We start from the raw sequence: 26,460 nt of genomic DNA on the forward strand, positions 1-26,460 counted from the left end.
GCATCCTTTGGTAGCAAATGGTTTGGATTGATTATGCCATTCTGGCAATTATCGGCCTGTCGACTGTGATCAGTCTGGTTCGTGGATTTGCCAAAGAAGCGGTTTCTCTGATTATCTGGATAATGGCCTTTTTTGTGGCCAGCTATTACTACCCCTATCTGGCGACCTATTTCACTGAATTGCAGGACGCGCTGGTGCGTAACGCGGTTTCCATTGCGGTTCTGTTTATCTCCACTCTTATTCTTGGTGCCTTAGTCAATTACCTGATTGGCCGTTTGGTTGAGTCGACAGGTTTATCCGGCACAGACCGATTACTTGGCCTGATATTTGGCGCCCTGCGTGGTGTGCTGGTGGTCAGCGCCTTGTTATTTTTTCTGGATGCTTTTACCGGTGCGGATCAAAGCGATTGGTGGCAGGCGTCCAAACTCATACCTGAATTTGGTTTTATCATCGAATGGTTTTTTGAGTACATCAAAACCCATTCCAGTTTTATGCAGCGACCCTAAGCGTGGCGAGGAAATAATCGATGTGTGGTATTGTTGGAATCGTAGGTAAGTATCCGGTCAATCAGGCGTTGTATGACGGTTTAACTGTGCTGCAGCACCGGGGTCAGGATGCCGCCGGCATAGTGACAGTAGACAACAAAACCTTACGCTTACGCAAAGCCAATGGCTTAGTGAAGGACGTATTTGAAGCTCGCCATATGCAGCGTTTATCTGGCAATATGGGCATAGGCCATGTGCGTTACCCAACGGCCGGTTCTGCCAGTACGGCCGAAGCTCAGCCGTTTTATACCAATAGCCCTTTTGGTATAGCGCTGGCGCACAACGGTAATCTGACTAACTCTGAAGAATTAAAAGACGAGTTATTCCGCACCGCCCGCCGTCATGTCAATACCAATTCCGACTCAGAAGCGCTGCTCAACGCTTTTGCCCATGAGCTGGATATTCATGCCGATATGCATGTCAATCCTGATCATATTTTTCGTGCTGTCGCCAATTTGCATCGCAAAATCCGTGGTGGTTATGCGGTAGTTGCTGTGGTGATTGGCCATGGTTTAGTGGCGTTTCGTGATCCAAACGGTATCCGTCCTCTGGTGATGGGGAAACGCGAGACAGCGCTTGGCACCGAGTATATGGTCGCCTCTGAGAGCGTGGCTTTAGATGCGGACGGTTTTACTGTGTTGCGTGATGTGGCACCTGGCGAAGCTGTGTATATCACTGAAGACGGTGAGCTGTTCAGCCAGCAATGTGCTGAAAACCCAAGTTACGCGCCCTGTATTTTTGAATATGTGTATTTTGCCCGTCCGGATTCCACCATAGACAATGTGTCTGTGTATGCCTCCCGCGTGGCTATGGGTAAAAAGCTCGGCGAAAAAATCAAAAAAGAGTGGGCGCATTTAGATATAGATGTGGTCATTCCAATTCCTGAAACCAGTAACGATGCCGCTTTACAAATCGCCCACGAGCTGGGGCTGCCGTACCGCCAGGGGTATGTGAAAAACCGTTACATTGGCCGTACTTTTATTATGCCGGGTCAGGGGGAGCGTAAAAAGTCCGTCAAACGCAAACTCAATGCGATTTGGCAGGAATTCAAAGGCAAAAACGTCTTGCTGGTGGATGACTCCATAGTGCGTGGTACAACCTCGCAGCAAATCATTGATATGGCGCGTGAAGCCGGTGCAAAGAAAGTGTATTTCGCTTCTGCGGCTCCGGAAATTCGCTTCCCGAATGTCTATGGTATTGATATGCCATCGGCGAATGAGCTGATAGCTCACGGCCATGATGTAGACAGCATCTGCAAAATCATTGGTGCCGATGGTTTGATTTTCCAGTCACTGGAAGATTTAGTCGATGCAGTGCGTACAGAGAATCCAGAGTTGAAGCGTTTTGAAACCTCGGTGTTTGACGGTATTTATGTCACAAACGACATTGATCAGGCTTATCTGAATCGTCTGGATGCGCAGCGTAATGAAGCGGCAAAAAAGAAAAAAGAAGCTGAGTTATCTGCCAGTTTAGAATTGCATAACGAAGGCAATTAAGTCGTTTGAATTTAAAGCAAAAACAAAAGGGCTCAGTATACTGAGCCCCTTTTTTATGATTTGGTAGCCTGCTAATGTGTAAACGCAGGCCCGAAACCTGAACTCCATAAAATGGCAGTCGCTGTCATCACACAAACCAGTAAAATCAAGCCTGTGGTGACCACTGAACTGGCATAAATAAAGCCCCGCTCTTCAGGAATATGCATCAAAATTGGCACACCCACATACAATAAATACACTGAATAGGTTAAGCCAGCTAAACCCACCAGCATCACGAACCAGAGTTCAGGGTATAAAGCGGCAAAGCCCACCATAAAAAGCGGCGTTGAGGTGTAGGACGCCAGTTCCAGTGTTTGGGTGTAGGTAGGTTCTGCACCAAAGGTATGAGCCATCCAATGAGCCAGATAAGCCAGTGCAAAAACACCACCAATCAACGCAACATACATGGCAGATGACAGCATTAAAGCACTGTCCGCGGTCAGACGTATAGGTTCGCCGACGCCAATACTCCACCCTATATGCACTGCCGAATAATAAGCGCAAACAGAGGGGATCAGAGCGACCAGCAGGATATGAATTAAACTGTATCTGAAACTTTCGTGACGTGCGTCTATCGTATGCCATTCTTCTTTGGGATGGGCATACAGCCCCCATAAGTGATTTAGAATCATAGTTGTTATCCTTGGCTACTACGTTGTTTATTGCAGGGCGACATAACAAACCCTTCTCTTTGTTATGGCTAATAGAAGCGGGTTCGTCAAGTGTAGAACTGAAAATCTCTGAGGTGGCGAAGACGCATCTGAGCACTGTGCTTCGTGATGCGTCTGAACAGCGAAGGGAGGCTCAGTTAGATTGTGGTTACGGGGGCTCCGCTGTGAAATTTGAAATCCGGATCCGCAGTTAAAATCAGCTCTGCTTCGAGTTGGCCAAAAAAGCGCACCCGCTCTGTGATATCTGATTTGGAGATCACCTGCGCCAGTTCCAGATAATCAGCAAAATGCCGGGCCTCTGAACGTAGTAAGGAGGTGTAAAAACTGGCCAATTCCGGATCCACAAATTCTGCCAGTCTGGCAAAACGCTCACAAGAGCGGGCCTCGATATAAGCACCACAAATCAGCTTATCAATCAGAATTTGTGGCTCGTGGGTTTTGCAGTTCTGGATCAGTGTTTTGGCATAACGACTGGCACTGATATTTTCATAGGGAATACCGCGTGCCTGCATAATGTCCAGCACCTGACAAAAATGGTGCAGCTCTTCACGTATTAACAACACCATGCGGTCGATAATACGGTCCGAGTAGGCAAAATCAGAACGGCCTATGATGCTTTTAGTCAGTTTTTCTGCCTGTTTTAAGCTCTGAATATCACCATCAAAGCGATAGGCAAAATCTTCAAAAGGTTTCAGCCAGTTCAGTAAGGTAACTGAGCTGTCTTTATCACAGGCATAACGACGCAGCAGGTACATAGCGGTTTGGGCGGCTTTGAGTTCACAAATCAAGTGATCCTGCAGTAGTACTGCCAGCCGCTCTGGTTTCTGTGCTTCCATCAGCCAGGAATCTGGTGTTTCACACTGTAAAAACTGCTGAATGGGCTGAAGTAATTCGGTAAAACTCATAAAAATCTCAGGATCAAACAGAGGAAAGGGCGTGAAAGTGCAATTGCCAGCGATCTGCTGACACATCCAAATAAGAACTCTGGCTGTACCAGTCGCCTAACACATAGCGTTGTGCTGCGCTGCCATCGACTAACTGCAACTGGTGCACAGCAGGTCTGTGGGTATGGCCATGAATTAAACGCCGTACCTGATGCTGCTCCATGACTTTAGGGACTTCATCTGGTGTGACGTCCATAATGTCAGCAGTTTTACCCTGTTTATCCATTGCACTGACCCGACGTGCTTTACGAGCTAAATGCTGCCGGTACCATAAGGGCAGCGATAAGATTAACTTTTGCCACCATTTTTGATCCCACCAGGCCCGAAACTTCTGATAACCAATATCCAGAGTGCAAAGCGAATCACCGTGCATCAATAAAGTGGGGGCGCCATACAAATCGATCACAGTCAGAGGCGCCAGCAATTGCATGCCAGAGCGCTTAGCAAATTTTTTACCGAGCAAAAAGTCGCGGTTGCCATGACAAAAATAAACCGGCACCGCCTGCGCTGTTAACGCCTGGATGGCGGTAGCCACCTCAGTCAGCAGAGGCGAGGGGTTATCATCACCAATCCAGACCTCGAATAAATCGCCCAGAATATACAGGGCATCCGCATTGGTTGCCTTTTGCTGTAAAAAAAGCAAAAACGCCGCAGTGATATCCGGGCGTTGTTCGCTTAAATGTAGATCGGCAATAAAAAGGCTGTGGCCTTTAGCCATGGATTTCTGCTTTTTCAATGATCACGGCATCATTGGGGACATCGGCATGACCAAACTTGCGGCCTGTCGACACAGTTTTGATTTTATTGACCACATCCATGCCTTCGACCACTTCACCAAAAACACAGTAGCCCCAGCCTTGTGACGTCTCTGAGCTGAAATCTAAAAAGTCGTTATTGGCGACATTGATAAAAAACTGACAGGTTGCAGAATGTGGATCGCTGGTGCGCGCCATAGCGATAGTGCCGGTTTTATTTGACACTCTGTTATTGGCTTCGTTTTTTATGGTTTTTCCGGTTTCTTTTTGTTCCATATCCACAGTAAAGCCACCGCCCTGGATCATAAAGCCATTGATCACACGGTGGAAAATAGTGTTATCGTAAAAACCTTCTTTGACGTAATTCAGGAAGTTTTCTACTGTTGCTGGGGCTTTGTCGGCGAATAACGCCAGTTTAATAACACCGAAATTGGTATGTAAGCTAACCATGATGATCTCCTCAAGCTTAAAAACGGCGATAGTGTACCGCAGCTATGTCCTATACCCAAGTATCTTCATGACGCAGCCCGTGGTAAATCACAAAGCGAGGATAGCTCAAGGCTGTTGCTGATGTTACACTGTCACGCTTTGTGACTGCCGTTTTGATGATTTTCCGAGGAGCCCATGCTACAGATTTTTAATACCCTGACCCGTAAAAAAGAGCCTTTTGTGCCTTTAGTGCCTGGCAAAGTTTCTATGTATGTCTGCGGCATCACTATTTATGATTTCTGTCATGTCGGCCACGCCCGCACTTATGTGGCTTTTGACGTGATGAACCGTTACTTACGTTTTAGCGGTTATGACGTCACTTATGTGCGTAACATCACAGATGTAGACGACAAAATTATCAAAAGAGCCAATGAAAATGGCGAAAGCTGTGACGCGTTAACCGCCCGTTATACCATAGCTATGCACGAAGATTTTAACGCATTGGGGTTAATGCCAGCCGATATTGAACCTCGTGTTACTACCCATATGGCGGAAATCATTGAGCTGATTGAAACCTTAGTGGCGAAAGGTTACGCCTACATTGCCTCTGATGGCGATGTGCTGTTTGACGTCAGCAAATATGCTGCCTATGGTCAGCTCAGCCAGCAGAATCTGGAGATGCTGCAATCCGGTGCCCGGGTAGAAATTGATCAGGCTAAAGACGATCCATTGGATTTTGTGTTGTGGAAAATGGCCAAACCCAATGAACCACGCTGGTCATCGCCCTGGGGCGAGGGCCGTCCTGGCTGGCATATCGAATGTTCGGCCATGAGTGCCAAGCATTTAGGTACGCATTTTGATATTCACGGCGGTGGTTCAGATTTACAGTTCCCGCACCATGAAAACGAAATCGCTCAGTCCTGCTGCGCCCATGACACACCTTACGTCAATACCTGGATCCATACAGGTATGGTGCAGGTGGATAAAGAAAAGATGTCTAAATCTTTGGGCAACTTTTTTACGGTCAAAGATGTGCTGGCTGATTATAACGCCGAGGCTGTGCGTTATTTCCTGATCTCCAGCCATTATCGCAGTCAGTTAAACTACTCGGCGGAAAACCTGCTGCAGGCCCATTCTGCTTTAGGCCGTTTGTACACCGCCTTACGGGACGTGACTCCGGCGACAGAGGTCGACCTGGACAACGACTATGTGAAAACTTTCCGCGCTGCTATGGATGACGATTTTAATACAGCGCTGGCTTTGCCTGTGTTGTTTGAACTGGCGCGTGATATCAATAAAGAAAAAGCGACAGATCCAGTCAAAGCTTCACAACTTGCTGCCTTACTGATCAAACTCGGTGGGGTCATGGGTATTTTGCAGGGGGATGCTGAAGCCTTTTTACAATCGGGCACAGATTCAGACGATGTGGCAGAGATTGAAGCCTTGATCGCTGAGCGTAATGCGGCACGCGCGAACAAAAACTGGGCTGCAGCCGATGCGGCCCGTGATGCTTTGATAGCGAAGGGGATTATTCTGGAAGATAAGGCGGGTGTGACAACCTGGCGTCGGGGTTAATCATCTGCAACAAAAAGGGGCGGACTTTTAGCTCTGCCCCATGTCTGAATCTTGCCATGATCTGATTACTGATCGTGGAATTGCTCGCACGCTTCCAACGTATTTTCAATCAGACAGGCGACCGTCATAGGGCCAACACCACCTGGTACAGGTGTAATAAAACGCGCATGCTGTTTGGCTTTGTCAAATTCAACATCACCCACCAGTTTACCGGACTCCAAACGGTTGATACCGACATCAATCACCAGTGCACCGGGTTTGATCCAGTCACCCGGAATAAATTCAGGCTTACCTACAGCCACTACCACTAAATCAGCGCGGCGGACATGCTGCTCAAGCTGTTTGGTGAACTTATGACATACCGTTGTAGTGCAACCGGCCAATAACAGCTCCAGCGCCATTGGGCGGCCGACAATATTGGACGCTCCGACCACTACCGCATCCATACCACGGATTTGAATTCCGGTGCTTTGCAGCAGTTTAATGATACCTTTGGGCGTGCAAGGGCGCAGCGCAGGCATACGCTGAGCTAAACGGCCTATATTGTACGGATGGAAACCATCGACATCTTTCAGAGGATGAATGCGTTCCAGAATAGCCGAAGCGTCTAAACCTGCTGGCAGAGGCAATTGCACCAGAATACCGTCTACTTTGTTATCTGCATTTAAGCTGTCAATTAATTCAAATAACTCTTGCTGACTGGTGCTTGCTGGTAAGTCATAAGAAAAGGATTCAAAACCGACTTCTTCGCAGGCTTTACGTTTACTGCCTACATACACCTGAGAGGCAGCATCCATACCTACCAGTACCACGGCCAGGCCTGGGGCTCTTTTTCCTGCGGCAAGGCGTTGCTGAACCCTTAATGCGACCTGTTGACGGGTAGATTGAGCTACCGCTTTGCCATCTATGATTTGTGCTGCCATAAAACTGCTCTGTTGACCTGAAATCGAAGGATTTGTATTTTCGCACAGCTACGCCAGAGAGGCCAAGCAGATCAGTTTAACGAAGCTAAAAAGTTAAAAAATCAGTATATTTTTCTGCTGCGGAACCCTTTTGTAGTAAATGGGTTCAAATATTAAGCAATCAGTTTTTTAGCTGAAAAAAAGGTTTGACGCTCTGGGGCTTGGGCTGTAATATTCCGCCCCGTTGCAGTAGTGTAGCGAAGTCGGTGATTAGCGCAGCTTGGTAGCGCACTTGGTTTGGGTCCAAGGGGTCGCAAGTTCGAATCTTGCATCACCGACCATCTAGAGAGCCTAACGGCCTCGAATTTGGCGCTCGTAGCTCAGCTGGATAGAGCAACGGCCTTCTAAGCCGTGGGTCATAGGTTCGAGTCCTATCGGGCGCGCCATTGCAACAAAGAAGTTAAAGTTCTACCGTGGTGGCTGTAGCTCAGTTGGTAGAGTCCCGGATTGTGATTCCGGTTGTCGTGGGTTCGAGCCCCATCAGCCACCCCATTGAAGACAGTTCTATATGTCGGTGATTAGCGCAGCTTGGTAGCGCACTTGGTTTGGGTCCAAGGGGTCGCAAGTTCGAATCTTGCATCACCGACCATCTTCTTCTAAATACAATAACAGCAGCAATGCTGTTTTTTGCTTTTTGGCGTTCTGAAACATTTCCATATCACAGCTCCCGCTTGTAGTTACTGCTTATGCAAAGCTTGGGCTGTTGCTTGATCAGAGTCTGTTATTGTAGGTATAAAAAAGCCTGCACGGGGCAGGCTTGTTTACCAGTTGATATCGTTTAGGCCGCAGCAGACTTAGCTTTTGGCTTTGTATCAAATAATGATTTGTCTGCAGCCAGGTCCAGTGGATCAAAATCATCGACGTTAATGGTATGCAGACGGCCTTGTTCAGCCACACGCAGTTTCTCTGCTTCTGCCTCGGTGATCACACCCAGCTCTAAGCCCAGAGCAGCCACTTCGTGTAAGCGGAAGAAAGGCAGACGTTTATTGGCCGCGTGCACCACTTTATCGAAGATAGGTTCTGCAGCCAGAATATCGGTCAGGGCTTTTTCAACCAAACCGATTTGATTGTTCGGCTCCAGTGTCATGTACAGGTTGGTAGCCAAACGACTGCGCGCCTCGCAAGGAGTTTGCATGATACGTGATACCTGGTGATCCAACTGATCTGAAGGTTTACGTAAAGTGCGACCCCAGGGGAATAACAGCTTGCCCAATACCGCGCCTACGATACGATTCGGGAAGTTATCCAGCATTTCATCCAAAGCCACCTGCGCTTTGTGCAGGTTATCTTCACATGCCCATTGCACTAAAGGTAAGTCCTGAGCCGGACGGCCATCGTCGTTAAAACGCTTCAGCACGGCAGAAGTCAGGTATAACATCGATAACATATCACCTAAACGGGCGGAGATACGTTCACGGCGTTTTAAGTCGCCACCCATAGTACCCATAGCCACATCAGACATTAATGCCAACGCAGCGCTGTATCTGTTCATTTGTTTGTAGTACTTCGCTGTAGCATCTGCATAGGGGCTGGCAGAGAAGGCAGAATTACTTAAACCTAACCATAAAGCACGGAAGAAGTTGCTGATGCTAAAACCGATATGGCCAAACAAAGCACGGTCAAAAGCAGTGACTGCAGCACGTTCATCTTCTAAACCAGCAGCTTGCAGTTCAGCTAAGACAAAAGGATGACAACGAATAGCGCCCTGACCATAAATAATCATATTACGGGTCAGAATGTTGGCACCCTCTACTGTGATCGCCACAGGAGCACCCTGATAACCACGGGCTAAATAGTTGTTCGGGCCCATACAGATGCCTTTACCACCGTGGATATCCATCGCATCAATAATGGCCTGACGCATACGCTCTGTCATATGGAACTTGGTAATAGCCGAGATCACTGACGGCTTCTCGCCTAAATCGATAGAGCCGACGGACATTGTCGTTGAAGCTTCCGCCATGTAGGCATAACCACCAATACGGGCTAAGGCTTCTTCAATACCTTCCATTTTACCAATAGGCAGTTTGAACTGACGACGGATCCGGGCATAAGCACCGGTTAACAGTGCCGCAGCTTTGATCCCGCCTGTGCTGTTTGAAGGCAGCGTAATAGCACGGCCAACCGACAAACATTCCACCAACATGCGCCAGCCCTGACCTGCCATCTTAGGCCCACCGATAATGTAATCCAGCGGTACAAAAACGTCCTGGCCTTGTGTTGGACCATTTTGGAATGGTACGTTCAGCGGGAAGTGACGACGACCAATTTTTACACCCGGCGTTGTGACGGGGATCAGAGCACAAGTGATCCCTAACTCTTTTTTATCCCCTAATAAACCATCCGGATCCTGCATTTTAAAGGCTAAACCTAATACGGTGGCGATAGGCGCCAACGTGATATACCGCTTATTCCAGGTCAAGCGCATACCGATAATTTCTTTACCTTCCCACTCCCCCTTACAGACAATACCTGTATCCGGAATGGCGCCGGCATCAGAGCCTGCTTCCGGACTGGTCAGGGCAAAACAAGGGATTTCTAAACCTTTGGCTAAGCGCGGCAGGTAGTAGTCTTGCTGCTCTTTGGTGCCATAGTGCTGCAGCAGCTCGCCTGGGCCTAAAGAGTTAGGCACGCCAACAACGCTGGATAACACCATACTTTTGCTGGTTAACTTTTGCAGTACACAAGACTGAGCATACGCAGAGAATTCCAGACCACCGTATTGCTTTTTGATGATCATGGCGAAAAAGCCTTTGTCTTTCAGGTACTGATAGACCTCAGGAGATAAATCTGCACGTTCATGCGTGGTATGCCAGTCATCCACCATGGCCAGTAATTCTTCACAAGGACCATCTAAGAAGGCCTGCTCTTCCGCGCTTAAACGTGGTTTTGGATAATTGTGCAGTTTGTGCCAATCCGGAGTGCCACGGAATAAATCGCCTTCCCACCAAGTGGTACCAGCATCAATAGCTTCTTTTTCTGTGGTCGACATTTCCGGCATGATTTTACGATACAGTTTTAACAGAGGTTTGGTTAAATACTGTTGACGTATGCTGGCAATATTTAAAGGTAATGCGACTGCCAGAAACAGCACCCAACTGACCACACCCACTGTGTCAGTGAACGTTGCCACTGCCAGTAACGCCGCGATCAAGGCGCTAAACATTGTTAAACTTGCTCTGTGATAGGCCAGCACTGCGACTGTGCTAAGCAAGGCTATCCAAAAAAATAATACATCCATAAATTACTCCTGAGAACTAGAGGTCAGACCACTGTGGCTTTAGAGTAGTGTGCCTGTTGCAAAGATGCAAGTAATTCCTTACTTTGCACATGGATTGAGTGTCAACTTTTGTTGCAGCTTCTGCATCTGACAGGTTTAACTAGAGGAAACCAGCCGGTTTATGTGTGAGTTATTAGGGATGTCCGCCAACGTGCCCACCGATATCTGTTTTAGTTTTAAAGGCTTAAGAGAGCGTGGAGGCAAAACAGGTCCGCATAAGGATGGCTGGGGGGTTGCGTTTTATCAGGGCAAAGGGGTCAGCACTTTTAAAGATGCCAATCCGAGCTATCAATCTGAAATAGCGCGGCTTATCAGTGATTACCCCATTAAAAGTACGGCTGTGGTGGCGCATATCCGACAAGCCAACAGCGGCGGAGTAGGGCTGGAGAATACCCATCCTTTTACCCGTACTTTATGGGGGCGTTACTGGACTTATGCCCATAATGGTCAGCTTCAGGGCTTCGAAACCTTGCCGGTCGGACAACATTATGTGGTCGGTCAGACCGACAGCGAGCATGCATTTTGTTATCTACTCAATGCTCTTGAGCAGCAATTTCCTGTTGCACCTTTGGATATGAAACTGGCTTTTGATCACCTGGCCTCTTTGTGTCCGGCGCTTCAGCAATTAGGTGTGTTTAACTTATTGATCTCTGATGGTGACTATTTGTTGGCCTATTGCAGCACCAAACTGCATTGGATCACCAGAAGAGCGCCTTTTGGTGTCGCTTTGTTGTCCGATATGGACGTGGATATAGATTTTGCCAAAGAAACTACAGAAAAAGATGTGGTGACCATTATTGCTACCTTGCCGCTGACCTGCAATGAACAGTGGCAAGAGATGCGTTCCGGCCAGGCGCAATTATTCAGGGCAGGAGAGCCGCAATAAACGGCTCTGTGTGAGACCTTTTAACGCTTTACTCTGCAGCTTTGAAGGTTGCCAGTTGAATATCAAACTGCTCAACGTTATCTTCTGCCTGCCATAACCGCACCAATAAGTAATCCAGCTCTGGAGCAACCCAGGCCAGGACTTGTTTATCGGCGCTTGTGCCTGTGCGTTCAATCCGAATGGTTTTTACTTTACCGTAAGGCAGGGATAACCACTCTTCGCCTGCTACTTTATAACTGTATTTACGTTCGTCGCCATGACGGTTTAGCACCTGATAGACGAATTCAGTGTTGCCTGCTTTGAGATCCAGAGCTAATTGATTGTGATAACTCAATGGGTCCAACCATTGCTCATTCCATTGAACAGCTTTGAGTTTTTTAGATTTCTCCACCCTTAATTCTTTGCTGTCCCAGTTCAGGTTCAGCTCATAATAACGGTTTGGGCCAGAACCTGTGCGCTGCATCACGTAACGGCTGGGTTGAATACGGCCCTCTTTTACAGTGAAAAAAGACTGTTCTGAGCGTTTATCTTCGAAAATCAGCCAACTGATATCACTGCTATAGCCGAGCTCATAGCCTTGTTCAGTCGTTTTCAGATAACGCTTAGCCTCGCCGTGTTTTTTGCCTGAACGCAATACGTTGTAACTGGCCTCAAAGGCTGAGAGTTGGACCGAAGCTGTTGTTGTAGGTTCTTCCGCGAATAAAAGGCTGGAAAAGAGTAAAAAAAATGACGCACTAAGGCGCCATTTATTCATCATCCTGGTCATTGGCATATCCATGGTCAGATAATAAAAGGCCATCTAACAATGCCTTATCTGACTGCTGTTGTAAACGGTTCTGACAAAACCAACGCACAACCAAAGGATAAATCCGGTGTTCCTGTTCATGTACACGCTCTGCGACTGTGTCGGCGTCATCTTCAGGAAAAATGGGGACTTTGGCTTGTAATATCACAGGCCCACCGTCTAGTTCTGCTGTGACAAAGTGCACGGAACAGCCGTGTTCGGTCTCACCGGCATCGATAGCGCGCTGGTGCGTATTTAGCCCCTGATATTTGGGTAACAACGACGGATGGATATTCAGTAAGCGGCCTTGGTAATGCTGAACAAATTCAGGCGTTAAAATACGCATAAAACCCGCCAGTACCACCAGATCGGGTTGATGCTGATCAATGGTTTCAATCAGCGCCTGATCATAACAAGCTCTGTCAGGATAGGCTTTATGATCCAGCACTATCGCTGCAGCGCCGGCTTTTTTGGCCCTCTCCAACCCATAGGCGTTGGCTTTATTCGACAAAACCGCAGTGACTTTCCCGTCAATAAAGCCAGCACTGCAGGCATCTAAAATAGCCTGCAGATTAGAGCCACTGCCTGAAATCAATACCACTATAGATTTCATTGCCGGGTTTAGCCCTGGATCACAACTTGAGGCTGATCGGCTGCAACCTGATTGATTTCACCTAAATGCCAGGCGTTTTCGCCGGCTGCTTTTAATTGGGCCAAAGCTGTATCTAAGTGAGTGGCAGGAACCACCACTATCATGCCGACACCACAGTTAAAGGTGCGGTACATTTCGTGACGCTCAACATTGCCTTGCTGTTGTAACCAGCTAAAAATAGCAGGCCACTGCCAGCTACTTTCAATGATGTTCGCCTGAGTGTTTTCTGGCAGGACACGTGGGATATTTTCCCAGAAACCACCGCCTGTGATATGACACAAGGCGTGGACAGGTACGGCTTTGATCAAAGCCAGCAGGTTTTTCACATAAATGCGGGTCGGCTCTAACAAGTGATCAGCAATAGTTTTGCCCTCCAGCAGAGTTTGAGGGCTTTGACCGCTGACTTCCAGTACTTTACGAATAAGCGAAAAGCCATTGGAGTGCGGGCCTGATGAAGCTAACGCTATGAGCTGATCGCCAGCTTTGACTTTGCTGCCATCGATGATTTCGGCTTTTTCAACCACGCCTACACTAAAACCGGCGATATCGTAGTCTTCACCATGGTACATCCCTGGCATTTCAGCGGTTTCGCCGCCGACCAGAGCGCAGCCTGCCAGTTCACAGCCTTTGGCAATGCCTTCGACCACAGTAGCAGCGGTATTTACATCTAACTTGCCTGTGGCGTAGTAATCGAGAAAAAATAACGGCTCAGCACCGGACACGACGATGTCATTGACACACATAGCGACTAAGTCGATGCCTACACTGTCATGACGTTTTAAATCCATCGCCAAACGCAGTTTGGTACCCACACCGTCAGTACCTGAAACTAGTACTGGCTCTTTGTAACCAGCCGGGATTTGACACAAAGCACCAAAGCCGCCTAAACCACCCATCACTTCTTTACGGGTTGTACGTTTTACCGCACCTTTAATACGGTCAACCAAGGCCTCACCGGCATCAATATCTACACCAGCGTCTTTGTAACTTAACGACGTTTTTTGCTCGCTCACGGCAATCCCCAAATGGCTAAAAAGTGAAGGTCCAAAAAAATTGGCGGCATTTTACCTTGTAACGCCGCCAGACAAAAGGATTTACTGCTGTGCATTTTAGAAGGCGAACCTGAACCACCTGACAAAATGCCGCTATTGCATCGCATTTGTCATGGCTTGCTCTACGTAATTGCGTAAGCTGGCGTTTGGAGTCTTGGCGATCTGGTGATACACCAAAGAAGCAAAAGGAAACTCTTTGCCGTTATAACGCACACAAATATAGGGCGCATCAGGTGTGGATTCGTCGTGATACCACTCGCCGCCGACATGATGAATAAATACTTCCCCTGTATAAGCGCCAAACACGTTGCACAAGGTAAACAACAAATCATCGGCATGGCGTTGCTCTTGCTGGCGTAAATACAGCTCACTGAGTATTTCATCAACTTTGACTAAGCTATCCAGACTAAAATCCAGCAGAACCTGATGTTCTTCTGCCGCATAAACCACAGCATCTTGCGCTGTCGCTTGCATTAATTCGGTGAGTTCTTGCTTGTTCATACTGATCCCCGGCTATTCAACTTTATGTTCGGCTAACAGCAGCTCTCGTACTTGACGGCTGCCAGGTCCTAATGTCTCTTCTTTTGGCGTCACTAAAGCCAGAGGAACAACCCGGGCTGAGCTTTGCGCTATGGTCAGTCTGACCAGGCTGCCTTGTTCAAGCAGGTTTTCAATCAAATACTCTGGCAGCCAGCAAAAACCAATGCCATTTTTCAGAATATCTATAGCCTCAAAGAAGTTATTCACTGTCCAGCGTTGTTCTGCCCGTAACCAGCCGACATCTTTGGGTTTGCTGGCTGTGTCACGGATCACAATTTGTAAATACTGACTGAGTTCATTTAAATCCAGTGTGGGCTGCTGCGCCAACTGATGCTCCTTACCGACTACAGGAACCATCTGAATCACGGTCAAAGGCTCACCAATATAGCCTTTGGGTATACTGGGAGAGGCGGCAATCACTAAATCCGCTTTGTGTTCCAAAATCATTTCGGTGGAGCCTGTGATCACAGTATCAATAATCTGAATGCGGCTGCCACGCGAAATCGGATGAAATTTAGCTAAGGCACGATACAAAATTTGTTTCGGATACACCAGCTCCACTGCAATTCGGATTTCTGGTTCCCAGCCAACATTGATATTCGACGCCAACAGCTCTAAATCTTCGATCTGTTGCGTCAGCAGACGGGAGCGGCGCAGCATCACTTCGCCTGCTTGGGTTAAGAAGGCTTTGCGGCCTTTGACTTCCAGCAGCTCAACCCCAAGTTGGTACTGTAGTTTAGCCACAGCATGATTCAGTGATGACTGACTTTTATTCAACAGCTCCGCCGCCTGGGCATAGCCTCCGGCATCGACCACAGCTTGCAGTATTCGCCATTGTTCCATGGTTGATTTGGGGCGGTAGGGCATTGAATTTCCTTTCCTTTAAGCCTGAGCTACTATCACAGCACGCAGTGGGGCCGGATAACCTTCAATGGTTTTACTATGATCAGTTGGGTCCAGAAAATCAATCAGACTTTCATTTTCCATCCAACTGGTTTTGCGTTGCTCATCCACTCTGGTGACTGACAAATCCACCACTTTTGCATTGTTAAAACCGACCCGTTGCAGCCAGAGCAATAAAGCCGCCGTGCTTGGGATAAACCAGACATTACGCATTTTGGCGTAGCGGTCTGTGGGTACTAATACGGCTTGCTCGTCGCCCTCTATCACTAAAGTTTCTAACACCAGTTCGCCACCAGGGCGCAGTTGTTGTTTTAGCTGAGCTAAAAAGTCGATAGGAGAGCGGCGGTGGTACAACACGCCCATCGAAAAGACCGTATCAAAGGCTTTGAGCTGCGGCATCTCATCGATACCAATGGGCAATAAATGCACGGTTGGATCAGGATGAAAGTGTTTGATGGCCTCAAACTGACAATAAAATAGCTGCGAAGGGTCTATGCCAACCACAAAGTCAGCGCCTTCACCTTTCATTCGCCATAAGTGATAACCACTGCCACAGCCAACATCGAGTACTGTTCTGTGTTTAAGCGAACTGATATGCGGCAGAACCCTGTCCCATTTCCAGTCTGAGCGCCATTCGGTATCTATAGTCAGACCGTGCAGCGTAAATGGGCCTTTGCGCCATGGCATTAACTGACGTAATAAGGCCTCCAGTCGCTGTTTCTGGCCATCGCTTAAATCTTCGGGCAAACCAAATTCGACTTTTTGTTTTAATTCGACGTGGTTTTTTGCCGCTACGGGTAAATGATCCAGTACTTTTTGCCATTGCTTAAAATCACCATGCAGCGCATCCTGCTCCCAGCGTTTTAATTGCGCAGGTAAGGTCTCCAGCCAGTGCAGTAGTTTGTTGCCAGCGATTTGCTGATAAAAACTTTGGAAACGACTCATTGCCGTCCTCCGGCTTTAATGGCGACCATAGAGCAGAAGTTAAAGCATTGGAACCACAGACTAATGTGTTGAAAGCCTGCAGCAGACAATCGAGCCTTGTGTTCGACCAGGCTGTCAGGGCGCATGACGTTTTCAAGCGCTGTGCGTTTTTGGCTGATTTCCAGCTCGCTGTAGCCATTGGCGCGTTTAAAATCATGGTGCAAGTCAATTAGCAGTTCGTGAGTAGTTTGGTCCGTTTCGATAATTTTTTCTGACAACACAAAAATGCCACCGGGCTTTAGAGCCTGGTAAATACGCTCAATTAACCGGGCTCTGTCTTCTTTCGCCAGAAACTGCAACGTAAAGTTGCTCACTACCATAGCGGCGTTTTCCATCGCTGTGTCACGGATATCTGCCAGCAGCACAGTCGCAGGCACATCAGAGCGGAATGCCTGTAAATGGCTGGTGCAGCGCTCTACCATAGCTGCACTGTTATCCACACCAATTACCTGGCAACCCGGAACTGTGATTTGACGTCGCATGGCCAAAGTCGCGGCGCCCAAAGAACAGCCTAAGTCATAAAAATTGCTATCTGCTTGCTGATACCGTTGAGTCAGTTTGCCTATGGTCTGAATAATGGTCTGATAACCCGGTACCGAGCGTTGGATCATGTCCGGAAAGACATCCACCACAGCAGAGTCGAAACAAAAATCCTGAATATGGCCCAGTGGGTCGGCGTAAATGTGATCTTTTTGCATCAGTGGAATAACTTCATACCTTGAATTGACCGGTAGTTTATCGTATTTCCATTTGAAGACGAAATCAAAGCAAGCTTAACTGCGATTGATCTTGTGGCCAGGGACTAAGGACAGGATGTTCTATACCTAAATCCAATACAAATTGCCGCGCTAAGAGTGGGGCTGTGGCATTGTCCGGGCTATGAAAAAAGCAAAAAGGAGTTTTGCCTTCGTCCAACCATTGCCGCACTTTTTTTAACCAGGGCTGATAGTACTGCTGATTTACAGCCATATCGTCCGTGCCAACAAAACGTAGCATGGGGGTATTAGTTAATGCCACCGCATGCACGGGTAAATAAGGCTTCTTGCGCTGAGCATCCAATAAAGCTGCTGTTGTAGCGGGCACTGAGAACAAGGCTCTGCTGTCAAACATAACCCGCTCTGCTGCAAAATCCCGCAGTAGCCGGTTTAATCTGATTTCGTGCTCTGCTTTATCGAAAAATACCGGATGCCGTACCTCAACCGCGACAACAAAGGATGAGCACAACAGGTTTAGCATATGGCTTAACCAGCTTAAATGCTCTGGTGAAAAAAATGCGGGCAGTTGTAAGTGGACCAGCGCCAGTTTATCCGCCAAAGGTGTGATTAAGTCCAGCCAGCCTTGTAATTCTTCTGGCTGAAACTGCTGAAATTGATGACTTAAACGCTGAGGTACCTTTAATGTAAAGCGAAAATGAGCATTGCTTTGCTGCGCCCAGCGCGCCACAGTTTGAGGGGATGGATCGGCATAAAAACTGGTATTGCCCTCTACAGAGTTAAAATACCTACTATAGTTAGCTAGAAAGTCAGACGGTTGCAGTGTGCTGTTAAATATCAGGTTTTTCCACTGCGGGTTAGCCCAGACCGGGCAGCCGAGATAAAGCATCTATGATTTCCGTTGCCAATAACTGGTGTATTATCACCGTAATCGAGCTGTTAAACCAAGGTAAAGATCACTGCGCTGAACATGATTAAAAAGTTGCTGCTGTTGTTTGTGTTCGTCACAAGCTGTACCCTTCAGGCTCAAAACCAGGCCCAGGGCAGTCTCCTTCCGGCGTCGTTGAAAATTGGTATCTCCAGCGATACTTACCCTTACATGTTTGTCGATGAGACAGGCCAGCCCGCAGGTTTGGTGGTGGATTACTGGCAAGAAATAGCCCGGCAACAAGGTATTCGGGTCGAATTTATTGCCGCAGACTGGGCCGACACATTAACTATGCTGGATGCCGGACGTATCGATTTGCATGGTGGCCTGGGACGCACGCAGGGCCGGGAGCAACAGTATCTGCTGGGCCAGAATTATCTGGATATATTCAGTAATGTTTTTGTGCATCGGGACCTGGCCGGAGTGCATAACCTGACAGATTTAAGACCTCATTTGGTTGGGGTAGTTGAGCGTTCCACGCACATCGACAGCCTGACTCAGCGCCAATCTGATTTGGTGTTAAAACACTATGATTCAGTCACACAAATGTACGATTCAGCGCTAAAAGGCGAAATAAAAGCCTTTACCGGTCTGGATCGTTTGCCTCCGCGTTATGCGCACTATGCTGAATTGTCGTCGTTTTATCCTGTGTATAAGAAAGTACCGATCCGTAAAATCGAGTTAACCTTTGCTGTCCGGCGGGAGCATCCGCAGTTGTTACAAGCGCTGATGCAGGCCGCGAGTGCGCTGGATATTAATTTCAGAGATCAACTGGAACGAAAGTGGCTGAGCGTGGATACAGACCCTGATACCTTGTTGATAGGCGTCTCAATCGGCAATCAGCCTTACATGGATGTCAGCAGCATAGGTGACGTGCAAGGGGTTTTTGTCGATTTATGGCGCTTGTGGTCAAAAAAGACCGGCGTTGCTATTAGTTTTGTGCCTAATCAGTCGGAAGACTCACTGGCTTATTTGCGTAAAGGTCGTATCGATGTGCAAATGGCTCAGGTAGAAAATGTTGAAAAATTCACTGGCTTAAAGCCTGCCTATCATCTTTACAATATCTACTCGTCGTTATTCTATGACAGTCAATTTGATCTGACCGACCCGGCCCAGCTTCACCATGCCACCTTAGGCCTGCTGCATACTGCAAATTTCCGCTCCCAATTGCAGCAACAGTTGCCCAATGTTCAACTGAAAGTGTTTGATACCGTGGATCAGATGATTGAAGCGGTATTAAAAAAGCAACTGACAGGCTTTGTGGCCTCGGATGTGATAGTCAACAGGCGGCTTGCACAAAATAATAGTTTGCAGAGTCTGAAGCTTCTTCCCGGAATTCGTTATGAGTCAGCGGTTTACTCTCTGATCCGCCTTGACGATCAAGAGCTGTATCAAAGTATCCAGCGAGGCTTTGCCCAAATTAGCCTGGATGAGATGATGGAGATTGAAAAACGTTGGCTGGGTAAGGAGGAGGGCGGATATTTCCTGACTTTCCGTGACAAAGTACCCCTGACCCAGGCTGAACGGCAGTGGCTAAATCAGCATCAACAGATCCGGGTTGGTGTGATGAGTAATTGGCGTCCTGTAGAGTTTGTGGACGAAAAAGGTCAGGCCGCGGGTATTACAACAGATGTACTGACGCTATTAAATCAGCGGTTAGATACAGAGTTTGTCGCGACCCCCTACAGTGATTGGGAACTGCTGCTGCAGGATTACAAAGCTGGCAAATTACAGATGGTGGCGAATATTTCCGATTTACCCGAGCGGCGCAGCTTTAGTGCATTCAGCAGCGACTACTGGACTTTACAATGGATTATGGTGGGGAAACATGATGCCGCCTTTGACGCTAAAGTGGCGCAGATGCGAGGGCAACGTATCGCTATCATGCGCGAATACCAGTTTGTAAAACAACTGAAAAAAGATTTCCCGCAGCATCAGATCATTGAAGTCGACAACTTAAATCAGGGACTGGACTTGGTGGCCTCTGGCCAGGCCGAGTTCGTGCTTGATACGGTTTTGTCTTCAGGTATAGCACTGAGAGACCCCCGCTACCTTAATTTGAGGGCTTATTTACCAACGGATTTACCTGTGTACCCCTCCTACTTTGGCGTACATAAAGACTTGCCCGAGTTATTGGTGATACTGAATAAAGGTATTAAAACCATTAACGACTCGGATCGGAAAGTGCTACTGGATAAATGGTTAAATCTGGAGATCAAACAAGGGTTGGATCAAAGCCGGGTCTTCACTCTGGTGTTGCAAATTGCAGGTTTGTCATTGCTGGTGATTACAGGTTTTCTGATCTGGAACTTTTCATTGCGTCGCGAAGTGAATTTACGCCGCAAGGTCGAAGAAAAAATGCGCTTTATGGCAGGTCATGACGATTTAACTCAACTGCCCAACCGCACCCTGCTGATAGAGCGTCTCCAGACCGCCTTGCATCAACATGCCCGGCACAATGAAATGCTGGCCCTGATGTTTATCGATTTAGACGGTTTTAAGCAGGTGAATGATCAGTATGGCCATGATGTCGGAGACGAAATGCTGGTGAAACTGTCCGCGATCCTTAGCCACTGTGTACGAAAAACCGATACTGTTGCCCGCTTTGGCGGCGATGAGTTTGTGATCCTGCTGACCGGATTGGTGGACAGAGATGACGCGGCCATAGTAGCAGAGAAGATTTTAGTCTACCTGCAGCAACCGCTGCATTTGTCGGTGTGTCAGGCCAGTGTAGGCGCCAGTATCGGCATCGCTATTTATCCGCATGATGGCACAGATGCCAGCAGCTTGCTCAAATCTGCCGATAAGTTGATGTATCAGGTGAAACAGCAAGGCAAAAGCCAATATCGTTTTAGCAGATAGTGCTCAGAACTGTACCGACCCGGTAAAATTCAAATCCGTCTCATCAACAGGCTTGAAGGGCAGTGACATTAATTGTCTTTTCTATATAATTAGCGCTCATTTTCGCAGGCAGATTAAAGTTCGACTGAAAGGATAAGTTAATGCGTAGCCATTATTGCGGTTCATTAAAGGCAGAAAACATTGGTCAACAGGTGTCATTGTGTGGGTGGGTCAACCGCCGCCGTGATTTAGGTGGTTTGATTTTTATTGACCTGCGCGACCGCGAAGGCCTGGTTCAGGTATTTTTTGATCCGGATTTAACCGACTTATTCGCTCAGGCTGCCGATTTACGTAACGAATATTGTGTACAACTGACAGGCACTGTACGCGCTCGTCCTGAATCGCAAATAAACAGTGAGATGGCGACAGGTGAAGTGGAGGTGTATGCCTCCAGCCTGACAATTCTGAATAAATCCGCGCCAATCCCGCTGGATCCGAACCAGAACAATAGTGAAGAACAACGTTTAAAATACCGCTACATTGACTTACGTCGTCCTTTAATGAGCGACCGGTTAAAATTCCGCGCCAAAGTCACCAGCTTTGTCCGTAATTTTATGGACAGCCAGGGCTTTTTGGACGTAGAAACGCCTATTCTGACCAAAGCGACTCCGGAAGGTGCGCGTGATTATTTAGTGCCAAGCCGCACCCACAAAGGCCAATTTTTTGCACTGCCGCAATCGCCACAGCTATTTAAACAATTGCTGATGATGGCGGGTTTAGACCGTTACTATCAAATTGTTAAATGTTTCCGTGACGAAGACTTACGTGCTGACCGTCAGCCGGAATTTACTCAGATTGATATCGAAACGTCATTTATGACGGCTGAGCAGGTGATGGAAGTGACAGAGCAGATGGTGCGCCAGATGTTCATTGAACTGTTGAATGTTGATTTAGGCAAAATGCCACGCATGACCTACAACGAGGCTATGCGTTTATACGGTTCAGACAAACCTGACCTGCGTAACCCGATGCAGTTTGTTGATGTGGCTGACCTGTTAAAAGAGGTTGAATTTAAAGTATTCTCAGGTCCTGCCAACGATAAAAAAGGTCGTGTGGTGGCATTAAAAGTGCCAGGCGCTGCAGAAAAAGTCTCGCGTAAAGACATCGACAATTACACAGCTTTTGTCGGTATTTACGGTGCTAAAGGTCTGGCCTGGTTAAAAGTGAACGACATCAGTGCCGGTGCTGAAGGTATCCAGTCACCTGTGGCTAAATTTTTAACGCCTGAAATTATCAGCGAAATTTTAAGCCGTACCGAAGCGACCACAGGCGACTTAATTTTCTTTGGTGCTGACAGCTATAAAGTAGTGTGTGAAGCTATGGGTGCTTTGCGTCTGAAGTTGGGCGAAGATTTAGGCTTAACGGTGCAGGGCTGGAAACCATTGTGGGTGGTCGATTTCCCAATGTTTGAAGAAAACGATGATGGCAGCTTCTCCGCTGTGCACCATCCGTTCACTTCACCTTTGGATACAGCCGAGTTTTTGGCGACCGAAATGGACAAACTGGATCACAGAGCTTTGTTATCCAATGCCTACGATATGGTACTCAACGGTACCGAGTTAGGTGGTGGTTCTGTGCGTATTCACACACCGGATGTGCAGGCGAAAGTATTCCAGTTATTGGGTATTAGCGATGAAGAAGCGGCTGAGAAATTTGGTTTCTTACTGGAAGCCCTACGTTATGGTGCGCCACCACATGCAGGTTTAGCTTTTGGTTTAGACCGTCTGGTGATGTTGATGACAGGCGCCAGCTCTATCCGTGATGTGATGGCGTTTCCAAAAACTGCCACTGCTGCTTGTCCGTTGACGGACGCACCGGGTGAAGCTAATCCGGCTCAACTGGCTGAGCTGGGTATTCAGGTGGTGAAAAAGCAATAATGCAGCAGCGGCAGCGCTGTGGCGTGCGCTTTTGATAGACTAGGTTGAAGCGGCTCTTGCCGCTTCAGTTTTATCGTAATAATGGAGTTTGATGCTGATGGCTGGTCATAGTAAATGGGCTAACATGAAGCACCGTAAGGCTCGTCAGGATGCCAAACGGGTCAAAATTTTCACTAAACTGATTCGCGAGCTGACCGTCTCGGCCCGCATCAGTCCTGACGTCGATGCGAATCCTCGTTTACGTACTGCAGTGGCCAAAGCGCTGTTGAATAACATGACCCGGGACGCGATAGACCGCGCCATAAAACGCGGTGCAGGTGAGCAGGATGGCAGCAATTATGAAGAGCTGGTGTACGAAGGCTACGGCCCTTGTGGTGTAGCCATAGTGGTAGAAACTCTGACTGACAATCATAAGCGCACAGTCGCCGATGTTCGTAGTGCTTTTACTAAGTACGGCAATATGGGCACTGCAGGCTCTGTCAGCTATTTATTCAGTAAAAAAGGCATCATTTCCTTTGCGCCGGGTTTATCGGAAGATCAGGTACTGGATGTCGCGCTGGAAGCAGGTGCTGAAGACGTGGTTAGTCATGAGGATGGCAGTATTGAAGTCATCACCAGTGCTGACAGTTTTAACGATGTACGTGAAGCGTTGGAGGCTGCAAAGCTGGTGGCGGACCATGCTGAAATTACCATGGTGCCCTCGGTCAAAGCCGAAGTGGATGCAGAGCATGTGGTGAAGTTTTTTAAACTGATCGATATGCTGGAAGATTTCGATGATGTGCAAAACGTCTACCACAATGCTGACATTGCGGATGACGTGATGGCGCTTGTGCCTTAATGGCTATTATCCTTGGTATAGACCCCGGCAGCCGGTTAACAGGCTACGGGGTGGTTCGCCAGACAGGGCAGAAATTCGAGTACATTGCCAGTGGTTGTATTCGTTTGACACTCAATGATATCCCCGATCGCTTAAAGCAAATATTCGACGGTGTCAGTGAAATTATTCAGCAAACCCAGCCAGATGTTTTTGCCATAGAGCAGGTATTTATGGCACGTAACCCGGATTCGGCTTTAAAGCTGGGGCAAGCCCGTGGTGCTGCTATAGTGGCCGCTAAAAATGCTGGTCTTGAGGTGTTTGAATACTCAGCCCGTCAGGTTAAACAAGCCGTAGTGGGGACCGGGGCAGCCGATAAAACTCAGGTGCAGCATATGATCCGTACCTTATTAAAATTACCAGGCAATCCACAAGCCGATGCTGCCGACGCCCTTGCTGTGGCTATGTGTCACGGGCATACTCACCAAAGTTTATTGCATATGGCAGGGCAGGCCACGAAAACCGTACGTGGCCGTCTGCGCTGATTTTTTTAAAGACCGGAGCTTTTGACTGTGATTGGATTATTACGTGGTGTTATTTTAGAAAAGCAGGCGCCGGATTTATTGATTGATGTGGCAGGTGTAGGCTACGAAGTACAACTACCACTGACCAGTTTTTATAAATTGCCGGAAGTTGGCAAAGAGGCGGTGATCTACACCCACTTTGTGGTACGTGAAGATGCGCAGCTACTGTATGGTTTTCACACCAGCACAGAGCGGGCTTTATTTCGCCAATTGATTAAAGCCAATGGTATAGGGCCTAAGTTAGCTCTGACTATCTTATCTGGCCTTTCCGCCCAGCAATTTGTTCGCTGTGTACAGCACGACGATATCAGCACTTTAGTGAAATTGCCTGGCGTAGGTAAAAAAACCGCTGAACGTTTATTAATAGAAATGCGCGATCGCTTAAAAGACTGGGGCCTGAATATCAGCACTCCGGTCACCGATCATTTGGTGCTTGCTGGCGATGAAGTCGATTCGTTTGAGCTGGTCGAAAGTGCAGAGCAAGATGCTATTAGTGCGTTGGTGGCCCTGGGGTATAGTCAGATACAAGCTAGCAAAGCAGTACAAAAAATTAAGCAGGCCGATATGAGCAGCGAGCAACTGATTAAACTCGCACTGCGCAGTATGATTTAAACAGGAATTGTCATGATAGAAGCTGATCGTCTAATCGATACCAAGGCCAGTCACGAAGACGAGCTGATTGACCGTGCCATCCGGCCTAAGTCGCTGGCGGATTATACCGGCCAGCCTCATGTGAAAGAGCAAATGGCAATTTTTATCGAAGCGGCCCGCGGTCGTGGTGAGCCTTTGGATCATCTGCTGATCTTTGGTCCACCGGGTTTAGGGAAGACTACCCTGGCTATGGTAGTGGCCAATGAAATGGGGGTGAATATTAAAAACACCTCAGGGCCTGTATTGGAGAAAGCTGGTGATTTAGCGGCGCTTTTGACCAACCTCGAACCCAACGATGTGCTGTTTATCGATGAAATTCACCGCTTAAGCCCTGTAGTGGAAGAGATATTGTATCCGGCGATGGAAGACTATCAACTGGATATTATGATAGGCGAGGGGCCTGCCGCCCGTTCTATCAAGCTTGAATTGCCACCTTTTACCTTAATAGGCGCTACCACCAGAGCGGGCGCTTTAACTTCACCACTGCGTGATCGCTTTGGTATAGTACAAAGGCTGGAGTTTTATAAAACCGAAGAGCTGGCGCAAATCATTTTGCGTTCTGCCCATTATCTGAATTTAGAACTGGAATTACCCGCGGCGACTGAAATTGCCCGTCGCTCCCGTGGTACACCTCGTATCGCTAACCGTCTACTGCGAAGAGTCAGGGATTATGCTCAGGTCAAATCCAGTGGCTTAGTTCCGGTAGAAATTGCCTCGGCCGCTTTGCATATGGTGGACGTAGACGCCAGTGGCTTTGATTATATGGATCGCAAGTTAATGCTGGCCATTATCGAGAAATTCGGTGGTGGTCCGGTAGGACTGGATAACCTGGCTGCGGCCATAGGTGAAGAAAAAGAGACCATTGAAGATGTGATAGAACCTTTTTTAATTCAGCAAGGTTTTATCCAGCGCACCCCACGAGGCCGTATCGTCTCGCCGGCCGCCTACAACCACTTTGGTTTTGATTTACCGGAATCGAATTAAGGTTTTGTGTGAGGAGCTGAGTGTTGGCCCGGAGGGCGAAGCCGGAATTAGCATTGCCAACAGTTTGGCCATGTACGGCTGAGCGCCAGTGGCTCTGTCCACTGGCCGGATGGAGGGCAGGATGCCCGGAATAAAAAAAGCCCGCTAAATGAGCGGGCAAATGCAACAAGTTGAAGTAAATCTTCAAAATCCAGGGAACATGTTGAGAAGCAACATCATCATCTTCAAACAGACAATCACATCACCAGTATTCATCACTAAAGTTGGGCACAAGGGCCAGAACTTTTGCGCTAGCTCAGAACACGGGTGCATTTTAGGGAGTTAGTGCATTTACTTCAAACTAGAAAAATTGAGATTTCACATTACTTTTATTAATTTGAATAAATATTTGCTTTGTACGAATTTTCATCTGATGGTGGAGCTTTTGAATCTGCAGGCCTTGAAAATTAAGGGTAGCTGAACGAGTCTGTTTTTTTATCGAATTACTATTTTTTTTATGAAATTCATATGA

General features: G+C 47.7%; 24 protein-coding genes and 4 tRNA genes. 14 read left to right on the plus strand and 14 right to left on the minus strand.

Annotated elements, in window-relative coordinates; genetic code table 11:
• Window positions 1-17 precede the first annotated feature (17 nt).
• Both SD53_RS12910 and purF read left to right on the plus strand, forming a co-directional pair.
• Entirely contained in the window at window positions 18-506 is a 489-nt protein-coding gene (locus SD53_RS12910; RefSeq protein ID WP_046520614.1) for a CvpA family protein, read from the plus strand.
• A gap of 20 nt (window positions 507-526) precedes the next feature.
• A complete protein-coding gene (gene purF, locus SD53_RS12915; RefSeq protein WP_046520615.1) occupies window positions 527-2,041 on the plus strand; it encodes an amidophosphoribosyltransferase in 1,515 nt (504 codons plus the stop codon).
• A gap of 71 nt (window positions 2,042-2,112) precedes the next feature.
• Here purF and SD53_RS12920 read toward each other — a convergent pair whose 3' ends face one another.
• From SD53_RS12920 to SD53_RS12935, 4 genes are all read right to left on the minus strand, one after another.
• Window positions 2,113-2,712, minus strand: a complete 600-nt coding sequence (locus SD53_RS12920; RefSeq protein ID WP_046520616.1) for a Yip1 family protein — start codon at window positions 2,710-2,712, stop codon at window positions 2,113-2,115.
• Window positions 2,713-2,888: 176 nt separating this feature from the next.
• The gene (gene miaE, locus SD53_RS12925; RefSeq protein ID WP_046520617.1) at window positions 2,889-3,656 is read right to left on the minus strand and encodes a tRNA isopentenyl-2-thiomethyl-A-37 hydroxylase MiaE; all 768 of its coding nucleotides are present in this window, start codon (window positions 3,654-3,656) and stop codon (window positions 2,889-2,891) included.
• Between the two features lie 13 nt (window positions 3,657-3,669).
• Entirely contained in the window at window positions 3,670-4,413 is a 744-nt protein-coding gene (gene lpxH, locus SD53_RS12930) for a UDP-2,3-diacylglucosamine diphosphatase (protein WP_046520618.1), read from the minus strand.
• The gene (locus tag SD53_RS12935; RefSeq protein ID WP_046520619.1) at window positions 4,406-4,900 is read right to left on the minus strand and encodes a peptidylprolyl isomerase; all 495 of its coding nucleotides are present in this window, start codon (window positions 4,898-4,900) and stop codon (window positions 4,406-4,408) included. The genes lpxH and SD53_RS12935 overlap by 8 nt, the downstream gene beginning before the upstream one ends.
• A 174-nt stretch (window positions 4,901-5,074) precedes the next feature.
• Between SD53_RS12935 and cysS the strand changes: the two genes are divergently transcribed.
• Complete coding sequence (gene cysS, locus SD53_RS12940; protein ID WP_046520620.1) at window positions 5,075-6,454, plus strand: cysteine--tRNA ligase; 1,380 nt, start codon at window positions 5,075-5,077, stop codon at window positions 6,452-6,454.
• Between the two features lie 65 nt (window positions 6,455-6,519).
• On the opposite strand, the gene folD is transcribed toward cysS, so the two are convergent.
• Window positions 6,520-7,377 carry a bifunctional methylenetetrahydrofolate dehydrogenase/methenyltetrahydrofolate cyclohydrolase FolD gene (gene folD, locus SD53_RS12945; protein WP_046520621.1) on the minus strand — a complete coding sequence of 286 codons (858 nt, stop codon included), beginning with the start codon at window positions 7,375-7,377 and terminating at the stop codon, window positions 6,520-6,522.
• 243 nt (window positions 7,378-7,620) lie between these two features.
• Between folD and SD53_RS12950 the strand changes: the two genes are divergently transcribed.
• From SD53_RS12950 to SD53_RS12965, 4 genes are all read left to right on the plus strand, one after another.
• Window positions 7,621-7,697: transfer RNA gene (locus SD53_RS12950), tRNA-Pro, on the plus strand.
• Between the two features lie 28 nt (window positions 7,698-7,725).
• A tRNA-Arg gene (locus SD53_RS12955) sits at window positions 7,726-7,802 on the plus strand.
• Between the two features lie 30 nt (window positions 7,803-7,832).
• A tRNA-His gene (locus tag SD53_RS12960) sits at window positions 7,833-7,908 on the plus strand.
• 20 nt (window positions 7,909-7,928) lie between these two features.
• Window positions 7,929-8,005: transfer RNA gene (locus SD53_RS12965), tRNA-Pro, on the plus strand.
• Window positions 8,006-8,194: 189 nt separating this feature from the next.
• Here SD53_RS12965 and fadE read toward each other — a convergent pair.
• A complete protein-coding gene (gene fadE / locus SD53_RS12970; protein WP_046520622.1) occupies window positions 8,195-10,657 on the minus strand; it encodes an acyl-CoA dehydrogenase FadE in 2,463 nt (820 codons plus the stop codon).
• A 160-nt stretch (window positions 10,658-10,817) separates the two neighbouring features.
• Between fadE and SD53_RS12975 the strand changes: the two genes are divergently transcribed.
• Window positions 10,818-11,582, plus strand: a complete 765-nt coding sequence (locus SD53_RS12975; RefSeq protein ID WP_046520623.1) for a class II glutamine amidotransferase — start codon at window positions 10,818-10,820, stop codon at window positions 11,580-11,582.
• Window positions 11,583-11,610: 28 nt separating this feature from the next.
• Here SD53_RS12975 and SD53_RS12980 read toward each other — a convergent pair whose 3' ends face one another.
• The 8 genes from SD53_RS12980 to SD53_RS13015 all read right to left on the minus strand — a co-directional run bounded on the left by SD53_RS12980 (window position 11,611) and on the right by SD53_RS13015 (window position 18,099).
• Window positions 11,611-12,381, minus strand: coding sequence for a DUF3108 domain-containing protein (locus SD53_RS12980; protein ID WP_082101868.1), 771 nt, complete (start codon window positions 12,379-12,381; stop codon window positions 11,611-11,613).
• On the minus strand, window positions 12,329-12,979 hold the full coding sequence (gene purN / locus SD53_RS12985) for a phosphoribosylglycinamide formyltransferase (protein ID WP_046520625.1): 651 nt from the start codon (window positions 12,977-12,979) through the stop codon (window positions 12,329-12,331). The genes SD53_RS12980 and purN overlap by 53 nt, the downstream gene beginning before the upstream one ends.
• A gap of 8 nt (window positions 12,980-12,987) precedes the next feature.
• Window positions 12,988-14,031 carry a phosphoribosylformylglycinamidine cyclo-ligase gene (gene purM / locus SD53_RS12990; RefSeq protein ID WP_046520626.1) on the minus strand — a complete coding sequence of 348 codons (1,044 nt, stop codon included), beginning with the start codon at window positions 14,029-14,031 and terminating at the stop codon, window positions 12,988-12,990.
• A 132-nt stretch (window positions 14,032-14,163) separates the two neighbouring features.
• Window positions 14,164-14,571: a hypothetical protein gene (locus SD53_RS12995; RefSeq protein WP_046520627.1), complete on the minus strand. Its 408-nt coding sequence runs from the start codon at window positions 14,569-14,571 to the stop codon at window positions 14,164-14,166.
• 12 nt (window positions 14,572-14,583) lie between these two features.
• Window positions 14,584-15,477 carry a LysR family transcriptional regulator gene (locus tag SD53_RS13000; RefSeq protein ID WP_046520628.1) on the minus strand — a complete coding sequence of 298 codons (894 nt, stop codon included), beginning with the start codon at window positions 15,475-15,477 and terminating at the stop codon, window positions 14,584-14,586.
• 15 nt (window positions 15,478-15,492) lie between these two features.
• Window positions 15,493-16,458 (minus strand): tRNA 5-methoxyuridine(34)/uridine 5-oxyacetic acid(34) synthase CmoB, encoded by a 966-nt coding sequence (cmoB, locus tag SD53_RS13005; RefSeq protein WP_046520629.1) that lies wholly within the window; start codon window positions 16,456-16,458, stop codon window positions 15,493-15,495.
• Entirely contained in the window at window positions 16,455-17,195 is a 741-nt protein-coding gene (cmoA, locus tag SD53_RS13010) for a carboxy-S-adenosyl-L-methionine synthase CmoA (protein WP_046520630.1), read from the minus strand. The genes cmoB and cmoA overlap by 4 nt, the downstream gene beginning before the upstream one ends.
• A gap of 64 nt (window positions 17,196-17,259) precedes the next feature.
• The gene (locus tag SD53_RS13015) at window positions 17,260-18,099 is read right to left on the minus strand and encodes a DUF72 domain-containing protein (RefSeq protein WP_046520631.1); all 840 of its coding nucleotides are present in this window, start codon (window positions 18,097-18,099) and stop codon (window positions 17,260-17,262) included.
• A gap of 81 nt (window positions 18,100-18,180) precedes the next feature.
• Between SD53_RS13015 and SD53_RS13020 the strand changes: the two genes are divergently transcribed.
• From SD53_RS13020 to ruvB, 6 genes are all read left to right on the plus strand, one after another.
• A complete protein-coding gene (locus SD53_RS13020; protein ID WP_046520632.1) occupies window positions 18,181-21,000 on the plus strand; it encodes a transporter substrate-binding domain-containing protein in 2,820 nt (939 codons plus the stop codon).
• Window positions 21,001-21,140: 140 nt separating this feature from the next.
• Window positions 21,141-22,916, plus strand: coding sequence for an aspartate--tRNA ligase (aspS, locus tag SD53_RS13025; RefSeq protein WP_046520633.1), 1,776 nt, complete (start codon window positions 21,141-21,143; stop codon window positions 22,914-22,916).
• Between the two features lie 97 nt (window positions 22,917-23,013).
• Entirely contained in the window at window positions 23,014-23,754 is a 741-nt protein-coding gene (locus SD53_RS13030; protein ID WP_046520810.1) for a YebC/PmpR family DNA-binding transcriptional regulator, read from the plus strand.
• Window positions 23,754-24,275 carry a crossover junction endodeoxyribonuclease RuvC gene (ruvC, locus tag SD53_RS13035; RefSeq protein ID WP_046520634.1) on the plus strand — a complete coding sequence of 174 codons (522 nt, stop codon included), beginning with the start codon at window positions 23,754-23,756 and terminating at the stop codon, window positions 24,273-24,275. Before SD53_RS13030 ends, ruvC begins: the two co-directional genes overlap by 1 nt.
• Before the next feature lie 27 nt (window positions 24,276-24,302).
• Complete coding sequence (gene ruvA, locus SD53_RS13040; protein ID WP_046520635.1) at window positions 24,303-24,926, plus strand: Holliday junction branch migration protein RuvA; 624 nt, start codon at window positions 24,303-24,305, stop codon at window positions 24,924-24,926.
• A gap of 12 nt (window positions 24,927-24,938) precedes the next feature.
• Window positions 24,939-25,949 carry a Holliday junction branch migration DNA helicase RuvB gene (gene ruvB / locus SD53_RS13045; RefSeq protein ID WP_046520636.1) on the plus strand — a complete coding sequence of 337 codons (1,011 nt, stop codon included), beginning with the start codon at window positions 24,939-24,941 and terminating at the stop codon, window positions 25,947-25,949.
• Window positions 25,950-26,460: the final 511 nt, after the last annotated feature.

Source organism: Rheinheimera mesophila (assembly GCF_000986865.1).
Taxonomy (GTDB): Bacteria; Pseudomonadota; Gammaproteobacteria; order Enterobacterales; family Alteromonadaceae; genus Pararheinheimera; species Pararheinheimera mesophila.

What these genes read in the sequence shown, in the direction of transcription:
- SD53_RS12910 (WP_046520614.1), top strand. Translation starts at nt 18, where the DNA reads ATGGTTTGGATTGATTATGCCATTCTGGCAATTATCGGCCTGTCGACT.
- purF (WP_046520615.1), top strand. Translation starts at nt 527, where the DNA reads ATGTGTGGTATTGTTGGAATCGTAGGTAAGTATCCGGTCAATCAGGCG.
- SD53_RS12920 (WP_046520616.1), bottom strand. Translation starts at nt 2,712, where the DNA reads ATGATTCTAAATCACTTATGGGGGCTGTATGCCCATCCCAAAGAAGAA.
- miaE (WP_046520617.1), bottom strand. Translation starts at nt 3,656, where the DNA reads ATGAGTTTTACCGAATTACTTCAGCCCATTCAGCAGTTTTTACAGTGT.
- lpxH (WP_046520618.1), bottom strand. Translation starts at nt 4,413, where the DNA reads ATGGCTAAAGGCCACAGCCTTTTTATTGCCGATCTACATTTAAGCGAA.
- SD53_RS12935 (WP_046520619.1), bottom strand. Translation starts at nt 4,900, where the DNA reads ATGGTTAGCTTACATACCAATTTCGGTGTTATTAAACTGGCGTTATTC.
- cysS (WP_046520620.1), top strand. Translation starts at nt 5,075, where the DNA reads ATGCTACAGATTTTTAATACCCTGACCCGTAAAAAAGAGCCTTTTGTG.
- folD (WP_046520621.1), bottom strand. Translation starts at nt 7,377, where the DNA reads ATGGCAGCACAAATCATAGATGGCAAAGCGGTAGCTCAATCTACCCGT.
- fadE (WP_046520622.1), bottom strand. Translation starts at nt 10,657, where the DNA reads ATGGATGTATTATTTTTTTGGATAGCCTTGCTTAGCACAGTCGCAGTG.
- SD53_RS12975 (WP_046520623.1), top strand. Translation starts at nt 10,818, where the DNA reads ATGTGTGAGTTATTAGGGATGTCCGCCAACGTGCCCACCGATATCTGT.
- SD53_RS12980 (WP_082101868.1), bottom strand. Translation starts at nt 12,381, where the DNA reads ATGGCCTTTTATTATCTGACCATGGATATGCCAATGACCAGGATGATG.
- purN (WP_046520625.1), bottom strand. Translation starts at nt 12,979, where the DNA reads ATGAAATCTATAGTGGTATTGATTTCAGGCAGTGGCTCTAATCTGCAG.
- SD53_RS12995 (WP_046520627.1), bottom strand. Translation starts at nt 14,571, where the DNA reads ATGAACAAGCAAGAACTCACCGAATTAATGCAAGCGACAGCGCAAGAT.
- SD53_RS13000 (WP_046520628.1), bottom strand. Translation starts at nt 15,477, where the DNA reads ATGCCCTACCGCCCCAAATCAACCATGGAACAATGGCGAATACTGCAA.
- cmoB (WP_046520629.1), bottom strand. Translation starts at nt 16,458, where the DNA reads ATGAGTCGTTTCCAAAGTTTTTATCAGCAAATCGCTGGCAACAAACTA.
- cmoA (WP_046520630.1), bottom strand. Translation starts at nt 17,195, where the DNA reads ATGCAAAAAGATCACATTTACGCCGACCCACTGGGCCATATTCAGGAT.
- SD53_RS13015 (WP_046520631.1), bottom strand. Translation starts at nt 18,099, where the DNA reads ATGCTTTATCTCGGCTGCCCGGTCTGGGCTAACCCGCAGTGGAAAAAC.
- SD53_RS13020 (WP_046520632.1), top strand. Translation starts at nt 18,181, where the DNA reads ATGATTAAAAAGTTGCTGCTGTTGTTTGTGTTCGTCACAAGCTGTACC.
- aspS (WP_046520633.1), top strand. Translation starts at nt 21,141, where the DNA reads ATGCGTAGCCATTATTGCGGTTCATTAAAGGCAGAAAACATTGGTCAA.
- SD53_RS13030 (WP_046520810.1), top strand. Translation starts at nt 23,014, where the DNA reads ATGGCTGGTCATAGTAAATGGGCTAACATGAAGCACCGTAAGGCTCGT.
- ruvC (WP_046520634.1), top strand. Translation starts at nt 23,754, where the DNA reads ATGGCTATTATCCTTGGTATAGACCCCGGCAGCCGGTTAACAGGCTAC.
- ruvB (WP_046520636.1), top strand. Translation starts at nt 24,939, where the DNA reads ATGATAGAAGCTGATCGTCTAATCGATACCAAGGCCAGTCACGAAGAC.